Origin of the sequence: Nereida sp., assembly GCF_965655635.1 — a bacterium.
Lineage (GTDB): Bacteria > Pseudomonadota > Alphaproteobacteria > Rhodobacterales > Rhodobacteraceae > Nereida.
In genome coordinates this window covers 1-14,907 of record NZ_CBFHHE010000039.1, presented here as the reverse complement: position 1 = coordinate 14,907, position 14,907 = coordinate 1, and the positions used below count along the sequence as shown (strand labels likewise).

17 protein-coding genes are annotated in these 14,907 nt (G+C 54.2%); 8 read left to right on the top strand and 9 right to left on the bottom strand.

Annotation, left to right across the window (positions count from 1 at the left end):
* Together rarD and ACTF5M_RS10185 are read left to right on the top strand one after the other, a co-directional pair.
* Nucleotides 1-669, top strand: a 669-nt coding sequence (gene rarD / locus ACTF5M_RS10190; RefSeq protein ID WP_438960892.1) for an EamA family transporter RarD, incomplete at its 5' end; no start/stop codon positions are given.
* A gap of 86 nt (nucleotides 670-755) precedes the next feature.
* A complete protein-coding gene (locus tag ACTF5M_RS10185; protein WP_438960891.1) occupies nucleotides 756-1,868 on the top strand; it encodes a LysM peptidoglycan-binding domain-containing protein in 1,113 nt (370 codons plus the stop codon).
* A 67-nt stretch (nucleotides 1,869-1,935) separates the two neighbouring features.
* On the opposite strand, the gene tyrS is transcribed toward ACTF5M_RS10185, so the two are convergent.
* Nucleotides 1,936-3,186, bottom strand: a complete 1,251-nt coding sequence (tyrS, locus tag ACTF5M_RS10180; RefSeq protein ID WP_438960890.1) for a tyrosine--tRNA ligase — start codon at nucleotides 3,184-3,186, stop codon at nucleotides 1,936-1,938.
* 109 nt (nucleotides 3,187-3,295) lie between these two features.
* On the opposite strand from tyrS, the gene ACTF5M_RS10175 reads away from it, so the two are divergent.
* A complete protein-coding gene (locus tag ACTF5M_RS10175) occupies nucleotides 3,296-4,366 on the top strand; it encodes an anhydro-N-acetylmuramic acid kinase (RefSeq protein WP_438960889.1) in 1,071 nt (356 codons plus the stop codon).
* Here ACTF5M_RS10175 and ACTF5M_RS10170 read toward each other — a convergent pair.
* The 4 genes from ACTF5M_RS10170 to ACTF5M_RS10155 form a co-directional block, all read right to left on the bottom strand.
* Nucleotides 4,363-4,794: a cupin domain-containing protein gene (locus ACTF5M_RS10170; protein WP_438960888.1), complete on the bottom strand. Its 432-nt coding sequence runs from the start codon at nucleotides 4,792-4,794 to the stop codon at nucleotides 4,363-4,365. The two genes, ACTF5M_RS10175 and ACTF5M_RS10170, sit on opposite strands and share 4 nt — an antisense overlap.
* 96 nt (nucleotides 4,795-4,890) lie before the next feature.
* A complete protein-coding gene (gene eno, locus ACTF5M_RS10165; RefSeq protein ID WP_438960887.1) occupies nucleotides 4,891-6,168 on the bottom strand; it encodes a phosphopyruvate hydratase in 1,278 nt (425 codons plus the stop codon).
* Nucleotides 6,169-6,220: 52 nt separating this feature from the next.
* Entirely contained in the window at nucleotides 6,221-7,138 is a 918-nt protein-coding gene (locus ACTF5M_RS10160) for a DMT family transporter (protein ID WP_438960886.1), read from the bottom strand.
* Nucleotides 7,139-7,205: 67 nt separating this feature from the next.
* Entirely contained in the window at nucleotides 7,206-7,616 is a 411-nt protein-coding gene (locus ACTF5M_RS10155) for a Fur family transcriptional regulator (protein ID WP_438960893.1), read from the bottom strand.
* Between the two features lie 194 nt (nucleotides 7,617-7,810).
* Between ACTF5M_RS10155 and ACTF5M_RS10150 the strand changes: the two genes are divergently transcribed.
* Entirely contained in the window at nucleotides 7,811-8,362 is a 552-nt protein-coding gene (locus tag ACTF5M_RS10150; protein ID WP_438960885.1) for a CBS domain-containing protein, read from the top strand.
* Nucleotides 8,363-8,370: 8 nt separating this feature from the next.
* On the opposite strand, the gene ACTF5M_RS10145 is transcribed toward ACTF5M_RS10150, so the two are convergent.
* Genes ACTF5M_RS10145 through mazG form a run of 4 tightly spaced genes read right to left on the bottom strand, consistent with a single transcriptional unit; the run spans nucleotide 8,371 to nucleotide 12,012 of the window.
* Nucleotides 8,371-9,771: a protein adenylyltransferase SelO gene (locus ACTF5M_RS10145; RefSeq protein ID WP_438960884.1), complete on the bottom strand. Its 1,401-nt coding sequence runs from the start codon at nucleotides 9,769-9,771 to the stop codon at nucleotides 8,371-8,373.
* Nucleotides 9,768-10,217, bottom strand: a complete 450-nt coding sequence (locus ACTF5M_RS10140; protein ID WP_438960883.1) for a GNAT family N-acetyltransferase — start codon at nucleotides 10,215-10,217, stop codon at nucleotides 9,768-9,770. The genes ACTF5M_RS10145 and ACTF5M_RS10140 overlap by 4 nt, the downstream gene beginning before the upstream one ends.
* Complete coding sequence (locus ACTF5M_RS10135) at nucleotides 10,214-11,176, bottom strand: nucleoside hydrolase (protein ID WP_438960882.1); 963 nt, start codon at nucleotides 11,174-11,176, stop codon at nucleotides 10,214-10,216. The genes ACTF5M_RS10140 and ACTF5M_RS10135 overlap by 4 nt, the downstream gene beginning before the upstream one ends.
* A 2-nt stretch (nucleotides 11,177-11,178) precedes the next feature.
* Entirely contained in the window at nucleotides 11,179-12,012 is an 834-nt protein-coding gene (gene mazG, locus ACTF5M_RS10130) for a nucleoside triphosphate pyrophosphohydrolase (protein ID WP_438960881.1), read from the bottom strand.
* 127 nt (nucleotides 12,013-12,139) lie between these two features.
* Here mazG and ACTF5M_RS10125 point away from each other — a divergent pair, with 127 nt between their 5' ends.
* The 4 genes from ACTF5M_RS10125 to ACTF5M_RS10110 all read left to right on the top strand — a co-directional run.
* On the top strand, nucleotides 12,140-12,568 hold the full coding sequence (locus ACTF5M_RS10125; protein ID WP_438960880.1) for a DUF1499 domain-containing protein: 429 nt from the start codon (nucleotides 12,140-12,142) through the stop codon (nucleotides 12,566-12,568).
* A 39-nt stretch (nucleotides 12,569-12,607) separates the two neighbouring features.
* Nucleotides 12,608-13,657, top strand: a complete 1,050-nt coding sequence (gene prfA / locus ACTF5M_RS10120; protein WP_438960879.1) for a peptide chain release factor 1 — start codon at nucleotides 12,608-12,610, stop codon at nucleotides 13,655-13,657.
* Nucleotides 13,654-14,511 (top strand): peptide chain release factor N(5)-glutamine methyltransferase, encoded by an 858-nt coding sequence (gene prmC, locus ACTF5M_RS10115; RefSeq protein WP_438960878.1) that lies wholly within the window; start codon nucleotides 13,654-13,656, stop codon nucleotides 14,509-14,511. The genes prfA and prmC overlap by 4 nt, the downstream gene beginning before the upstream one ends.
* Nucleotides 14,512-14,721: 210 nt before the next feature.
* Nucleotides 14,722-14,907 (top strand): DUF4167 domain-containing protein (locus tag ACTF5M_RS10110; protein ID WP_438960877.1); only part of this gene is annotated, 186 nt, incomplete at its 3' end.

Below are 14,907 nucleotides of genomic sequence, written 5' to 3'. Positions count from 1 at the left end.
AACATCGCGATCATCACGACCGCGTCGGTGATGATTGCAATTAACTGGGGCCTGTTCATTTGGGCTACAAAAGTGGGGCGTGTTACCGAAACATCGCTTGGATATTACATCTTCCCGCTGGTAGCGGTTGTTTTAGGTATGTTGGCTTTTGGTGAAAAGTTGAGCCGCGCCCAAGCCGTTGCGGTTGGCCTTGCAGTGGTTGCAGTAAGCGTGTTGGCGATCGGTACACAAACCCCACCGTGGATTGCTTTGGCTTTGGCTGTGACATTCGGGATCTACGGATTAATCAAAAAGCGGCTTGAGGCAGGCCCGGTCGTTTCTGTGGCGTGCGAAGTGCTGTTATTTGCGCCGCTCGCTGCCGTTTGGTTGATCTGGTTTGGTGATCTGACGGTCTTTGGCAATCTTGCGGAGCTGCTCTTTTTGGCGCTTTGCGGGCCTATGACAGCCATTCCACTGATGTTTTTCTCATATGCGACCAAACGTGTTCGTCTTGGAACAGTTGGCCTGGTCCAATACTTGAACCCCACATTACAGTTCGTTTGCGCAGTTTTGATTTTCAAAGAACCTTTTGGTGTCTGGCACGGGGTTGCGTTCGCCCTCATTTGGACAGCTCTTGCGCTATACTCGGCCGTATCGTTGCCCAAAAGTCGCGCTCACCGCGCGACGTAGTTGGGTTTTGACCCAATATGTAGGGTAGGCTAAGAAGATGTGGCACACACTGCGTTGGGTGCTACAGGACAACAAAGAGGGCTGTCATGGCTGGAACTGCATTGAACACTTTAGAGAAAGTCGCGATTGCTGGTGTGAGCATTGTGACTATTGGGGTGCTATACGCGTTATATCCTAGTGGTATGAACGAACCACTCAGCAAGATTGCAGCGCAGCCACAGACCGCTGTGGAGCAGCCGGAAACAGCTGTGAGCGCTGAAGTGGCAGATGCGCCAGCTGAGGCGGTTGTGACCCCGGCACCAGCTATTGAAGTCCCAGAAATTACCGTGATTGAGCCTGGCTCACCGGAAGTTGCACCTGCAGCCACCCCGCTGCAGGTAGGGTTCAGAGTGGATCCCGAAGGCATGGCGTTGATCGCAGGCACGGGGCAGGCGGGCAGTACGTTGGCCGTAATGCTGGACGGCGCAGAAGTCACACGCGGTTCGATCGACGCGTTTGGCAACTTTGCTATTTTTGCGGATATTCCACCGTCTGAGAATGACCGCGTTCTGAGTGTGATGAGCGACCCCGATGGCGCGCAAACCGAAGACCCGAACCGGTTCATCATTGCAGGCGTTGTCGTCGTGCCCCAAAGCGATGGCGAGAGTACAGGTGAGCAGGTCAGCGAGGCCCCAGTGGTGATCGCCGCGCAAGAAGAAACGGTGAAAGTTATTCAAGGCCCAAGCACACAGAACGCACCTGCGCCCTCGACGGTGTTTGTGGATAGTATTGGCTATGACAGCACTGGCGAAGTGCAACTCGCGGGTCGTGCGCCCAATGATGGAAATGTGCGGATTTACATAGACGGTGCTATTGTGAGTGATGCGCCTGTTGCAGATGGTGAATGGGGTAGTGATCTGCCCAATGTTGATCCGGGAACTTATACGTTGCGCATCGACGAGGTCAGCGCAGATGGAGACGTCACAAGCCGCGTAGAGCTACCATTTAAGCGTGAAACACCAGAAGTTTTGGCTGAAGTAGCGCAAAATCAAGCGAGCTTTACAAGCAAGACAGTACAGCCCGGTGCCACCCTGTGGGCCATCGCCGAAGAGCGGTATGGCAATGGTGTTTTCTACCTAAAGGTTTTTGAGGCAAATCGTGCTGCAATTGACGATCCGGACCTCATCTATCCCGGTCAAGTATTCACAATCCCCGAGTAACTTAAAGATTGCTTAGATTTTGATCTAAGGCCTCCGGCGGGGATATTTCTAAACAAAAGAACTGGGCTTAGCCAAGCTTGATCAGCGCATGGCGTTTTTTGCCCGCACTCAGTTTGATGGTATTTGAAAGCGCTGCTGCATCGATCATCATGCCTGCATCTTCAAGTGGTGCATCGTCAATTTTTGCACCGCCTTCTGAGATAAGGCGTTTTGCGTCTTTGCCAGATTTTGCAAGTCCAGATTTTACGATCAGTTGCACGATGCTGATGCCTTCTGCCACGTCCGCTGCGCTGATTGTAAGGGTGGGCAGATCATCCCCAACGCCGCCCTTCTCAAAGACCTCGCGCGCAGTTGCCTCTGCCGCCGCGGCAGCTTCTGCGCCGTGAAGTAGGGTGGTGACTTCGTTGGCAAGGAGTACTTTTGCCTCGTTGATTTCCGATCCTTGCAAAGCGCCAAGGCGCTCGCATTCAGCTACGGGTAGTTCTGTATAGAGCTTGAGGAACCGGCCAGTATCGGCGTCTGTCGTGTTGCGCCAGAACTGCCAGAAAAGGTAGGGGCGGAGCATATCCGCGTTTAGCCACACGGCACCATCTTGGCTTTTACCCATCTTTTTGCCGTCCGAAGTGGTTAGCAGTGGCGAGGTCAGGCCGTAAACTTCATTGTCGATCACGCGGCGTGTTAAATCGATCCCGTTCACGATGTTGCCCCATTGATCAGAGCCACCCATTTGAAGCGTACAGCCATATCGGCGGTTCAGCTCCATGAAGTCGTAGGCCTGCAAGATCATATAATTGAACTCGAGGAACGACAGGCTTTGCTCGCGGTCAAGGCGGGATTTGACAGACTCAAATGACAACATCCGGTTCACAGAAAAATGTCGGCCGATGTCGCGCAAAAATTCCAAGTAGTTCAGGCTATCAAGCCATTCCGCGTTGTTCAGCATCAACGCGTCTGTGCCGCCATCACCGTAATCAAGATATCGGGCGAATACTTTTTGCATGCCCGCAATATTTGCATCGATCTGTTCAGGTCCCAAAAGTGGGCGCTCGTCCGAGCGGAACGACGGATCCCCCACTTTTGTCGTGCCGCCGCCCATAAGAGTGATCGGCTTGTGACCCGTTTTCTGCAGCCAGCGAAGCATCATCACATTCAGCAAATGCCCTACGTGAAGTGACGAGGCAGTCGCATCATAGCCGATATAGGCTGGAACAACCCCGTTGCTCAGCGCCTCGTCCAGCCCTTGATAATCGGTGCAGTCGGCCAGATAGCCGCGCTCCATCATAATGGCGATGAAGTCCGATTTTGGGTGGTATGTCATGGCGCTTCCTTCACGTATTTTCAAACCGTATAAGGGGGGAACGCCACGGCGGTAAAGGGGCTGAGGGGCACACAGTTTGAAAACAGGTATTATAAGATCGGTTGGTGCAATGTCTGGCACGTCTTTGGACGGTGTGGACACGGCCATGGTGCTCACGGATGGGGTGCAAATAGCAGGCTTCGGCGAGAGCGGCTTTCTGGCGTATACTGCAGCGGAGCAAGATGTGTTGCGTTCTGGTTTGGGGCGCTGGCAAGAGGATGATCTGGCGGATGTGGCCGAACTAGTCGAGACGGTTCATGCCCAAGCGCTGAGTAAATATGGCGATGCGGAGTTATTCGGGTTTCACGGTCAAACCCTTAGGCACGATCCTGCAAACCGACGGACGTTCCAAATTGGCGATGGGCAGGTCTTGGCAGATGTGTTGAACGCGCCGGTCGTCTGGGACTTCCGCTCGGCAGATGTAGAATTAGGTGGGCAGGGCGCGCCGCTTGCCCCTTTTTATCATTTCGCACTGGCCAAACACATCGGCGCGCACGGGCCAGTGGCATTTTTGAACCTTGGCGGTGTTGGTAATGTCACATGGGTTGATCCGCTACGTGCAAAGCCCGAGGACAGTGGCGCACTTTTGGCATTTGATATTGGTCCGGCTAATGCGCCGATCAACGATGTGATGCAGCGCCATTTTGGTAAGATATTTGATGATAATGGCGCAACAGCACGTTCCGGCACAGTTGATGATGAACTGGTGCAGGCGTTTATGGCCCACCCTTATTTCAGCCAACGCCCGCCGAAGTCACTGGATCGCGATAGCTTTCGAGGCGCACTTTCAGACATTGAACAGCTTCGCCCACAAGATGCTGTTGCGACCCTCACGGCGTGCGCTGCGGCTGCAGTCGCGCGTGGCGTTCAGTTTTTTCCCGCACCCGTAAGCCATGTGTATGTGTGCGGTGGCGGGCGAAGAAACACCTATTTGATGGAACTGCTGGCGCAATTCCTTGATGCAGACGTGATGGACGTGGATCACATCGGCATTGATGGCGATATGCTAGAGGCGCAGGCATTTGCCTATCTGGCGGTACGTGTCGCGCGCGGAATGCCCACGTCATGTACGGGCACCACAGGTGTGGCTGCCGCTGTCGGGGGGGGGATTATCAGCAGGCCTACACCCGTGACCACTTAGCGTGGAATATCAAATTCTGGCGCAGCAAGGGTAAAGCCATCAAAGGTAAACCCCGGCGTTACAGTGCAGCTGACTAATGTGTAATCGCCTGTGGTGCGTGCGGCTTGCCAAGCGTCTTTGGGCACCGTGAAATGCCCGTGCTGCCCTGCCAGAACATCACCGCCCAGAATGTGATCTATAGCGGGCCCTTCGTCTGCTTCAGCAATGCTCAGCACAAGTGGCGCACCCGCATGATAGAACCAAATCTCGGTCGCGTCGACTTTATGCCAGTGGCTGCTTTGCCCTTCTTTAAGCAGAAAGTAGATACATGTGCCCTCAGGTCGATCACTAAACTCTGCCGTATCTTCAGCGGCCCAAGTCTGGCGGTAATATCCGCCCTCGGGATGTGGCATAAGCCCGAGGTGGTCGATAATTTGATCGGCTGTCATTGCTGACTCCTGTCGCGAAAAAGGCGCACCTAGACCAAGGGCGCCCTAACTTCTTTTGTTCTTAAATATCCAAACCAGAGGTGTTTCTCAGGTCGTTTAAGATTTCAGGATTGAGCGGCCAGCAAATTCGGCGGCCTCACCAAGCTGTTCTTCGATGCGGATCAGTTGGTTGTATTTCGCCAACCGGTCAGACCGTGCAAGGCTACCTGTTTTGATCTGACCACAGTTGGTGGCAACTGCCAAATCGGCAATCGTAGCATCTTCGGTCTCGCCCGAACGGTGTGACATGACGTTGGTCATGCCAGCACGGTGCGCCATGTCGACTGCTTTGAGGGTTTCAGTCAACGTGCCGATCTGGTTCACTTTTACAAGCATCGAGTTGGCGGCCTTACGCTCAATACCCATTTCAAGGCGTGCGGGGTTAGTAACGAAAAGATCATCCCCAACAAGTTGGCAACGACCGCCAAGAAGTTCGTTGAGGGCAATCCAGCCTTCCCAATCATCCTCTGACATACCATCTTCGATTGAAAAGATCGGGTAGTCATCGACCAGTGACGCAAGATAAGCGGCATTTTCTGCGGACGTTAGTGTTTTGCCTTCGCCAGCCAATACGTATTTGCCGTCTTTGTAATACTCAGTTGCCGCACAATCGAGCGCCAGCATGATATCATCACCTGCTTTGTAGCCAGCTTGTTCGATGGATTTCAAAATGAAATCAAGCGCATCACGGGTAGAACTGATGTTGGGGGCAAACCCGCCTTCATCGCCGATACCTGTTGAAAGGCCGGCGGCAGACAACTCACCCTTCAGTGTGTGAAACACCTCTGAACCCATGCGCACAGCGTCGCGAATGTTCGTGGCAGAGACGGGCATGATCATGAATTCTTGAATGTCGATAGGATTGTCTGCGTGCTCACCACCGTTGATGATGTTCATCATTGGAACAGGCAAAACGCGCGCTGATGTCCCGCCCACATAGCGATACAGGGGCTGGCCCGTGTAGTCTGCAGCGGCTTTCGCAACTGCCAATGACACGCCCAAGATGGCGTTGGCACCAAGGCGTGATTTATTTGGTGTTCCGTCAAGCGCGATCATCGCTGCGTCGATTTCAACTTGCTCTGTAGCGTCAAACCCAAGCAGTTCTTCGGCGATCTCGCCGTTCACAGCCGCAACTGCCTGCAATACGCCTTTTCCCTTAAACCGAGCTTTATCACCGTCACGCTTTTCAACGGCTTCATGGACACCAGTTGATGCACCAGAAGGCACCGCAGCGCGGCCCATTGTGCCATCTTCCAAGATCACGTCCACTTCAACTGTTGGGTTGCCGCGGCTGTCGATGATTTCGCGGGCGTGGATGTCGATAATTGCACTCATAATAAGGCGCCTTTCAGTATGTCTGGGTTTAGCGTGCCTATACCAAGCACCACTATGGTTTGGAAGCCCGTTTCAAACGCGCTTCACGTAGAAGAGTGTAAATGCCGGATGTAACAATAATTGCAGCACCAATAAGGGTCAGCAGGTCAGGGCGCTCACCAAAGAACGTTGTTGCAATCACCAATGCAAAGATCAGTCGCGTATAGCGAAATGGTGTGACATAGCCCACATCGCCCACCCGCATGGCGGCGACGATCATGTAATAGGCAGCAACACCGATCACGGTCGATCCAAGCAAAACGGCCCATTGGACTGCGTCAGGCCGGATCATGCCGTCACTAAAGATCAACATAAGCGCACCCGCCGGGATGAGCATGAAAAACGCATAGGTGCTTAGCTGGAGTGACGTGATAGATTTTGGCACGCGGCGGGTAGCGATGTCGCGGGTGGCAAGGCCGATGACGCCCTGCACAGCAAAGAGTGATTTAGCATCAAAGCTTTCTGCGCCAGGGCGAATAATCAAAAGCACACCGCAAAAGCCTACAAAAATCGCCGCCCACCGACGCCAGCCGACTTTTTCTTGTAAAAACAGCGCTGCCCCAAGCGTGACCACAAGCGGGGTGGCTTGCAGGATGGCAGATGCGGTCGACAGCGGCGTGAGAATGATCGCGGTGACAAAACCAACCGTGCCGATCAATTCGCCGACATTGCGGATGATAACGGCCGGATGCAGCAGCGCTTGGGTCCAAAGGCGCTGACCTTGTGCCCAAGTCATCACAGCAAACATTGCGCCGCCCAAAAAGCCGAAGATAACAAGCAGCTGCCCCACGGGAAGGGTCCCTGCCAGCGTTTTGATCAGTGCGTCCTCAAGGGCGAAACCAAACATCGCGCCCACCATCAAAAGGGCGCCGCGCAGGTTATCGTTCAGGCGGACGGGTACGCCGCTGGCCTTCGGGCTGGAAAAGGACATGCTCGCATCCGTTTTGTTGTGGTGTGCTCGAGGGGGGGCTGTATGCGCAGGCCTCGAGATTGAGAGCTTAGCCCTTTTTGGGAACCCCGTATAGCTCCAAGCGGTGGCCGCGCAGTTCGTATCCAAGTTTGGCCGCGATCTTTTCTTGCAAAGCTTCAATATCGGGGTCCATGAACTCGATCACTTCGCCAGAATTCATATCGATGAGGTGGTCATGGTGACTACGGTCCGCGGTTTCATATCGGGCGCGGCCATCGCCAAAGTCATGTTTGTCGAGAATGCCCGCTTCCTCAAAAAGTTTCACAGTCCGGTAAACGGTAGCCAACGAAATCTTTGGGTCTTCCGCCACAGCGCGGTTGAAAAGTTCTTCGACGTCCGGATGATCATCCGCTTCTTGCAAAACGCTAGCGATGGTGCGGCGTTGGTCTGTCATGCGTAGGCCTTTTGCCTCGCAGCGCTCCAAAATGGGGGTGCCCATCGCCATGTCATCCTCTTAACCGTGCGAGCCATGCTTAGCTGTTGTTCGTCTTAGGCAAAAGGGGGCAGTGCAATTTTGCGTCTTTAAGACTTTGTTCAAGTGGGCGCGCGAAACAGCTCTGCTACTGGACATGCGGCAAAACGCCCTAGTCTCTTAAGGGTAAGTTAATTTTTAATACCAAGGGGATTTGCACCATGGCCGCAAGTAACACGACAAACACCTCCAACCGCCGTATGCGCATTATGGATCGGGCGGAATATGCGAGTAAACCCAAACCGCTAACATTCGGGCCGGATGAATCGGTAAAACCTGCCGTCGCGGCCATGTCCGAGATGAACTACGGCTCAGTGATGGTCATTGACGATGACCGCAAAGTCATTGGTGTCGTGACCGAACGTGACATCATGAAAAAGCTGGTGAACGGCGCTTTGGACCCGTCCAAGACGAAACTGTCAGAAATTATGACCCGTGAGCCGCGCTTGGCCAAAGAAACTGATGATCTTGTGGATTGGCTGCGGATTATGTCGAACGAGCGGTTCCGCCGCTTGCCAGTGGTGGATGAAGACGGGCGCATCAAGGCTGTTTTCACCCAAGGCGATTTCGTCAGCTACACGTGGCCGGACCTGATGGGCCAAGCCAAAGAGTTGGCGAAAGCATCTGTTTTCAGAAACTGGCCACTGTTCCTTATTGGCGGGGGCATCATGCTCTATTCGCTGTTGATGATCATTGTGGTGCGCTCAATCTAAGGTCGCGCTTAGGTGCCGCAAAATGTTGCGGCGACCTTTTCATATGGCTCAGGGGGGCGGCGCAGTGCGTCGTCGCTTTGCGGGTCAAAAGGCGTTTGCAGCGCGGTATTGAGGTATTTCATCGGGCTCAGGTCACCGTTTACCGCAGAGGTGATCATGTTCTCAATTTGATGGTTGCGCGGAATAATCACATGGTTTGCCGCCGCCATTACCTCACGTGCGTCAGGTTCGCGTGCGACACGGTCGGCCCAAGCGTTGTGCCATTTTGGGCGCGCATTAAAACTATCATCAGTCAGCTCGCGGAAGGTATTTGTGAAATCGGCTCCCTCTGATTGCATTGCGCTGAGCACCGTCTCAATTAGATTGGCGTCCTCAGCTATGGGCGCGGACAGGCCAAGTTTGGCACCGAACACCTTTAGGTAATCAGTCATAAATATTTCGCCAAAAGTGCCGATCTCGTCTTGGAAGGCCTCAATCGCGGTGTCGCGGTTGGGTTCGAGGTTCAGCAACGCAGTGGCAAGCTGCGCACAGTTCCAGGCGGCCATATTGGGTTGGTTTGAATAGGCGTAGCGGCCGGTTTGATCTATGCTGGAAAAAACCTGCATTCCGCGGAACTCATCCATAAACGCACACGGGCCGTAATCAATCGTTTGTCCTGCGATGTGGCAATTGTCTGTGTTCATCACCCCGTGGATAAAGCCGATGCCCATCCATTTTGCGACCAGTTCTGATTGTGCCTTCAAGACAGCGCGCAGCAATTCAAGCGGCGTGCCGACGTGCGGGTAATGACGCGCGACGGTGTGTTCAAACAGCACCCGGAGGTTCGCGTTATCACCTGTGCTTGCAAAATATTGAAACGTGCCGACGCGGATGTGGCTTTTGGCAACACGGCTCAATACTGCGCCAGGCAAAGGGCCTTGTTCGCGCAATACAGGCGCGCCGGTCGCAACCGCTGCAAGCGCGCGGGTGGTCGGGATACCCAAAGCGTGCATTGCTTCGCTTACAACGTATTCGCGCAACACAGGCCCCAGCCATGCACGTCCGTCGCCGCCGCGCGAAAACATTGTGCGCCCTGCGCCCTTTAACTGGATGTCTTGGCGCTGGCCTTCGCGGTCAATGACTTCGCCCAGTAGGATTGCGCGGCCGTCGCCCAATCGTCCGGCCCAATTACCAAACTGGTGACCTGCATAGGCCTGCGCAATCGGGTCCGCGCCATCTGGAATTTCGTTGCCACTGAAAATCTCTGTAACATCAGATGGCTCTACCTCAATGTTAAGGTCATTTGCGAGGGTTTCATTGAAGATCAACAGCTCAGGCGCTGGTGCTTTTTCAGGTATCTGCCGCGCATAGAATGCTTCAGGCAGGCGCGCGAAACTGTTGTCGAAGGGGATATTAGTTTCGGATTTCATAGGGTGCGCACCATTGTTTGATAGCCGTCGCGTGCGACAAAGCCTAAACGCTCATAAAGGCCACGCGCACGTGCGTTTGTTTTGCCAACTTCCAGATGAATGGCTGTCACTCCGGCATCAGCCAGCGCACGCGGCAGGCTGATTAGCACGTCACTGCCCATCCCGCGTCCGCGTATGTTTTCGCGGATGAAAAATTCATTGATCATGGCAATGAGGCCGCCAAATTCAATCGACCATGTGAAAGTCACGGTGACATAACCCACGGGTGCAACTTTTGGCCCGATCAAATACACACAGCCAAACGGACTTCCATTAAGAAGCGGCGCGATGGTTTGGCCGATCTGTGTTTCATCCGTGGTGATACCTTCACTTTGATGAAGCGCCGACACCATGGTGATGAGTTTTGGCAGAGCCTCAGGCCCCGCAAGATGTAAAGATGTGCTCACGATGGGGCCTTTGATGAGGTGTGGGGCAGGGTGGCCAAGCGTTCTGTCAAAAGCGCGAAGAAGCCATCTGCGTTAATGTTTTGCATGAAGGTTGCATTGGCGGCGCGTTCCGTAATGCGCCAAAAATCAACGACCGTCATACCAATGGTCAACTCAGAGCTGATTTCAACAGCCACGTTCACGTGGCGGCCCTCAAAAAGCTGAGGCGCAATGAGGTAGGCAATTACGCAGGGGTCATGTAGCGGCGCACCGTCTGTGCCGTATTTTTGGGTGTCGAAACGTTCAAAAAAATCGAGCCACTCGGCGACTGTCGTGCCAAGGGTAGTGCCCAAGGCGCGAAACGCCTCGATACGCGGTTTTGTGGCAAGCGCTTTATGGGTTACATCTAGCGGCATCATCGTAATCGGCACGCCAGAACGCAGCACGATATCAGCGGCCTCAGGGTCTACGAAGATGTTGAATTCTGCCGCTGGTGTGATGTTACCCACTTCAAAATAGGCACCTCCCATAAGCACGATTTCTTGGATGCGTTCGGTGATATCTGGCGCTTGCTGCATGGCTTTCGCGATGTTGGTCAGCGGCCCAAGCGGGCAGATCGTCACGGTTTTGCTTGGCTCGGCTCGCAAGGTCTCAATGATAAAGTCCACGCCGTGCTCAGGACGAAGCGCCATGGTTGGTTCTGTCATCGCAGGGCCGTCCAACCCCGTGCCGCCGTGCACATGTTCGGCTGTAATCAGCGGGCGCAATAGTGGGGCTTCACACCCCGCATAAACGGGCATGTCAGTGCGTCCGGCCAGTTCACACACCACCCGTGTATTTCGTTCCGTCAGGGACAGTGGGACGTTGCCGGCCACGGCTGTTATCCCCAGTACGTCAATTTCGGGGCTTGCCAGCGCCAGTAAAATCGCGATTGCGTCGTCTTGGCCGGGGTCCGTATCGATGATGATTTTACGGGTCATATTTAAGCACCTTTTGCCATTTGTTCGCGCAGCGCCACTTTGGCTGCGTTCCACAGGCTGTCCATTTCGTCTAGCGTGCTGTCCTCAGGGCTTTTGCCGGCTTTGGCCAACTCTGCCTCGATCCACGCGAACCTTGTGGTGAATTTGGTGTTGGTGCGCCGAAGAGCCGCCTCTGGGTCAACACCAAGATGGCGGGCCAGATTTGCCATTACGAACAGCAAATCGCCCATTTCATCTTCAATTGCATCGGCATCTTTATCCGCTGCGGCGTCCACCAGTTCGGCCGCTTCTTCTTTCAGTTTATCCAGCACTTGCGTTGTTTCGGGCCAGTCAAACCCTACACGCGCGGCGCGTTTTTGCAGCTTTTGGGCGCGTAGTAGGGCCGGCAGGCCCAAAGCGACCCCGTCCAGAACACCGGCTTCGCCAAGCTTTTCGCGCTCGGCGGCCTTGATGGTTTCCCAGTCTTTTTTTTGCTGCTCTGCTGACTTGTCGCGGTTTTGATCGCCAAATACATGGGGGTGACGGTCCAGCATTTTTTGCGCAATAGCTTCTGCCACATCGTCAAACGTAAAGTGGCCAGCCTCCGTGCCAATTTGCGTGTGATAGACGGTTTGTAGCAGCAAATCGCCAAGCTCTGATTTCAGATCAGCGACGTTATTGCGCGCGATGGCGTCGGCAACTTCATAAGCCTCTTCAATGGTATAGGGGGCGATGCTGTCAAAAGTTTGCTCTATATCCCACGGGCAGCCCGTATCTGGATCGCGCAAACATTCCATGATGTGCAGTAAGCGTTTGATGCCGCCGTTTGGCGAGTGGATCAGCTCATGATTTTGCATTATGTACCTCCTCAAGCGCCTGTTTGGGGCAACATATGCACTCAGCGCTCAGAGTTCCAATGCATTCGGGGCGCAACGTTTGAAGAACAGATTTTGCAGAGCCCGCATTTGGCAAACAGAGGCTGACATGAAGCGAAAAGGACAAGCGAAAGTGATCTCCAGTATTGTGATTGGTATTTTGGCAAGCATCGTAGTTGCTGCCGCCTACATTCGTTTGGCGCCTGTATCTGTGGCCCGCGCGCTGGTTCCTGCGTCATTGGCGGTGGGGGAGTATCCCGTCGCGGGGGGGCATTATGCCGTGCGCAAAGTCACGGATGTTGAGGCCGCATTGGCTAAGGTTACGTCTGCACTGTCGGCCTTGCCGCGCACGCGCAAAGTTGTGGATGCGCCGGCTACATTTGTGACCCGAAGCGCGCTTTGGGCGTTTCCAGATGTGACGCGTGTTTGGATTGAGGGTGACACAGTGCATATCGCAGGGCATTTGATTTACGGCAAATCTGATCTGGGCGTGAATAAAGCGCGGATCACGGCGGTCTTGGCGCGCTCAGGCCTCTAAAAGCTTGCGTGCTGTTCTGGCATTGGGCACATAGGGCGCATGATCCCAGCTGATACCCTCGCGCAAATTTTGCAACGCCACGAATACCTTGAAGCCGCTATGTCCGAGGCGGGCGCAGATATTGCGACTTTGTCAAAAGAATACTCTGACCTTGGTCCCGTCGTGGCACAGATCAACGCCTACCAGCAGCTTTTGCAGAACTTAAGTGAAGCAGAAGAAATGATGTCTGATCCAGAAATGCGTGAGCTTGCAGAGATGGAATTGCCCGACCTGCGGGCGGCTGTCCCTGATGCAGAGCGTGACCTGCAACTTGCGCTCTTGCCTAAAGATGTTGCCGACGCGCGGCCTGCAATGATTGAAATCCGTCCGGGAACAGGCGGCGACGAGGCGGCACTTTTTGCAGGCGATTTGTTGCGCATGTATCAACGCTATAGCGAGGCGCAGGGCTGGAAATTCGAAATCATTGAGCATCAAGAAACTGAGCTTGGCGGTATTAAAGAAGTAACTGCACACGTGCAGGGCGCTGGTGTCTTTGCCAAATTAAAGTACGAAAGCGGCGTGCACCGCGTGCAACGTGTTCCGACCACTGAAAGCGGCGGGCGTATTCATACCTCTGCGGCAACGGTCGCCGTATTGCCCGAGGCCGAAGACGTAGACGTACAGATTGATGCAGGCGATCTGCGCATTGACACGATGCGGGCCAGTGGCTCAGGCGGACAGCACGTAAACACAACCGACTCTGCGGTGCGTATTTTGCACATTCCGACCGGCATCATCGTGGTGAGTTCCGAAAAATCGCAGCACCGTAACCGCGAAATCGCGATGCAGGTGTTGAAAACACGGCTCTATGATATGGAACGCCAGAGGGTCGATGATGCACGCTCTGCCGACCGCAAAAGCCAAATTGGCAGTGGTGACCGTTCCGAGCGCATTCGCACTTACAATTTCCCCCAAGGCCGTATGACAGATCACCGGATCAATCTGACGCTTTACAAGTTGGACGCGATTATGGGCGGCGATCTGACCGAGACCATTGACGCGCTGACTGCCGAGGCGCAGGCAAACCTTCTGGCCGAGATGAACGGATGAGCACGCCTGCAACGGTGCAATCTACTTTGATGGCAGCAATTGCGCGGTTGCGTGAAGCGGGCATTGTTGAGCCTGCACCTGATGCGCGCCGCCTAATGGCCCAAGCACTTGGCATCGCCGCATCACGCCTGACACTTAATAGCAATGATACAATTCCCGCGCAGGCGGCGGCAACTTTTGAAGCCTACGTCGATGCGCGATTAGGCCATCAACCTGTGGCGCAAATCATCGGTCGACGTGCATTTTATGGCCGCGAGTTTATTGTGACCAAAGCTGTCCTTGACCCGCGCCCTGATACTGAAACGCTTATTGAGCGTGCGTTAACTGCGCCTTACTCAAAAGTTCTTGATTTGGGCACAGGGTCGGGGTGCATTCTTGTGACTTTGCTGGCTGAAAATCCGGCCGCGACGGGCGAGGGGGCCGATCTTTCAGCAGCCGCTTTGGCTGTTGCACAACAAAACGCTTCGGCCTGCGGTGTGGCGGACCGTGCTGCATTTTATCGCTCGGATTGGCTGAGTGGGGCAAGTGGTCCGTATGATTTGATCGTTTCGAACCCACCCTATATTGCCGAAGACGAAATGGTAGGACTTGCCCGTGATGTCCGCGAGTGGGAGCCGCATATGGCGCTGACACCTGGCGCCGATGGGCTGAAGGTCTATCGCGTTCTGGCGGCTGATGCAGCGCAATTTTTGACACTGGGTGGGCGTATCATCGTCGAAATTGGTGCAGGGCAGGGGGCAGATGTGGTTGCGCTGTTTGAGCAGGCGTTATGGGCAGATGTCGGCTTGTTTAAGGATATAAATGGTAAAGACCGCGTTGTATGTGCTCAAAAGTCACCAGCACAGGTGATTTAAGGCATTAAATACATAAAATTTGTGTCTTTTGGCTTGCGACTGCCTGCGCCAAGTGCTTTTGTCTACTGAGCGACGGGATTGGAACAGTTCGATCATCGCTGTTAAGCTGACACTGCGAATATTGGAAGCCGCGCGCTTCTTTACGCATGTATCACGTATAAAATGGACTGCGCCGATGTGAGGCGCCACTAAACGGGCCATCGATACCTTATGAGATCATCTAAAAACCGCTCGCGGAACAAAAGCCGCAACACTAATCGCCCGTCCGGTGGCAACGTCATTAATCGTGTTTTTGACAGCTCTGGTCCCGAAGGCAAAGTGCGCGGCACTCCTCAGCAAATCATTGATAAATACACACAACTTGCTCGCGATGCACAGCTTTCCGGTGACCGCGTT

Excerpts from the sequence above, each read along its gene's own strand:
- ACTF5M_RS10150 (WP_438960885.1), top strand. The coding sequence starts at position 7,811 with ATGGCCGCAAGTAACACGACAAACACCTCCAACCGCCGTATGCGCATT.
- eno (WP_438960887.1), bottom strand. The coding sequence starts at position 6,168 with ATGAGTGCAATTATCGACATCCACGCCCGCGAAATCATCGACAGCCGC.
- ACTF5M_RS10135 (WP_438960882.1), bottom strand. The coding sequence starts at position 11,176 with ATGACCCGTAAAATCATCATCGATACGGACCCCGGCCAAGACGACGCA.
- ACTF5M_RS10170 (WP_438960888.1), bottom strand. The coding sequence starts at position 4,794 with ATGACAGCCGATCAAATTATCGACCACCTCGGGCTTATGCCACATCCC.
- ACTF5M_RS10145 (WP_438960884.1), bottom strand. The coding sequence starts at position 9,771 with ATGAAATCCGAAACTAATATCCCCTTCGACAACAGTTTCGCGCGCCTG.
- ACTF5M_RS10155 (WP_438960893.1), bottom strand. The coding sequence starts at position 7,616 with ATGGGCACCCCCATTTTGGAGCGCTGCGAGGCAAAAGGCCTACGCATG.
- prfA (WP_438960879.1), top strand. The coding sequence starts at position 12,608 with ATGATCCCAGCTGATACCCTCGCGCAAATTTTGCAACGCCACGAATAC.
- prmC (WP_438960878.1), top strand. The coding sequence starts at position 13,654 with ATGAGCACGCCTGCAACGGTGCAATCTACTTTGATGGCAGCAATTGCG.
- ACTF5M_RS10125 (WP_438960880.1), top strand. The coding sequence starts at position 12,140 with ATGAAGCGAAAAGGACAAGCGAAAGTGATCTCCAGTATTGTGATTGGT.
- tyrS (WP_438960890.1), bottom strand. The coding sequence starts at position 3,186 with ATGACATACCACCCAAAATCGGACTTCATCGCCATTATGATGGAGCGC.
- ACTF5M_RS10160 (WP_438960886.1), bottom strand. The coding sequence starts at position 7,138 with ATGTCCTTTTCCAGCCCGAAGGCCAGCGGCGTACCCGTCCGCCTGAAC.
- mazG (WP_438960881.1), bottom strand. The coding sequence starts at position 12,012 with ATGCAAAATCATGAGCTGATCCACTCGCCAAACGGCGGCATCAAACGC.
- ACTF5M_RS10185 (WP_438960891.1), top strand. The coding sequence starts at position 756 with ATGGCTGGAACTGCATTGAACACTTTAGAGAAAGTCGCGATTGCTGGT.
- ACTF5M_RS10175 (WP_438960889.1), top strand. The coding sequence starts at position 3,296 with ATGTCTGGCACGTCTTTGGACGGTGTGGACACGGCCATGGTGCTCACG.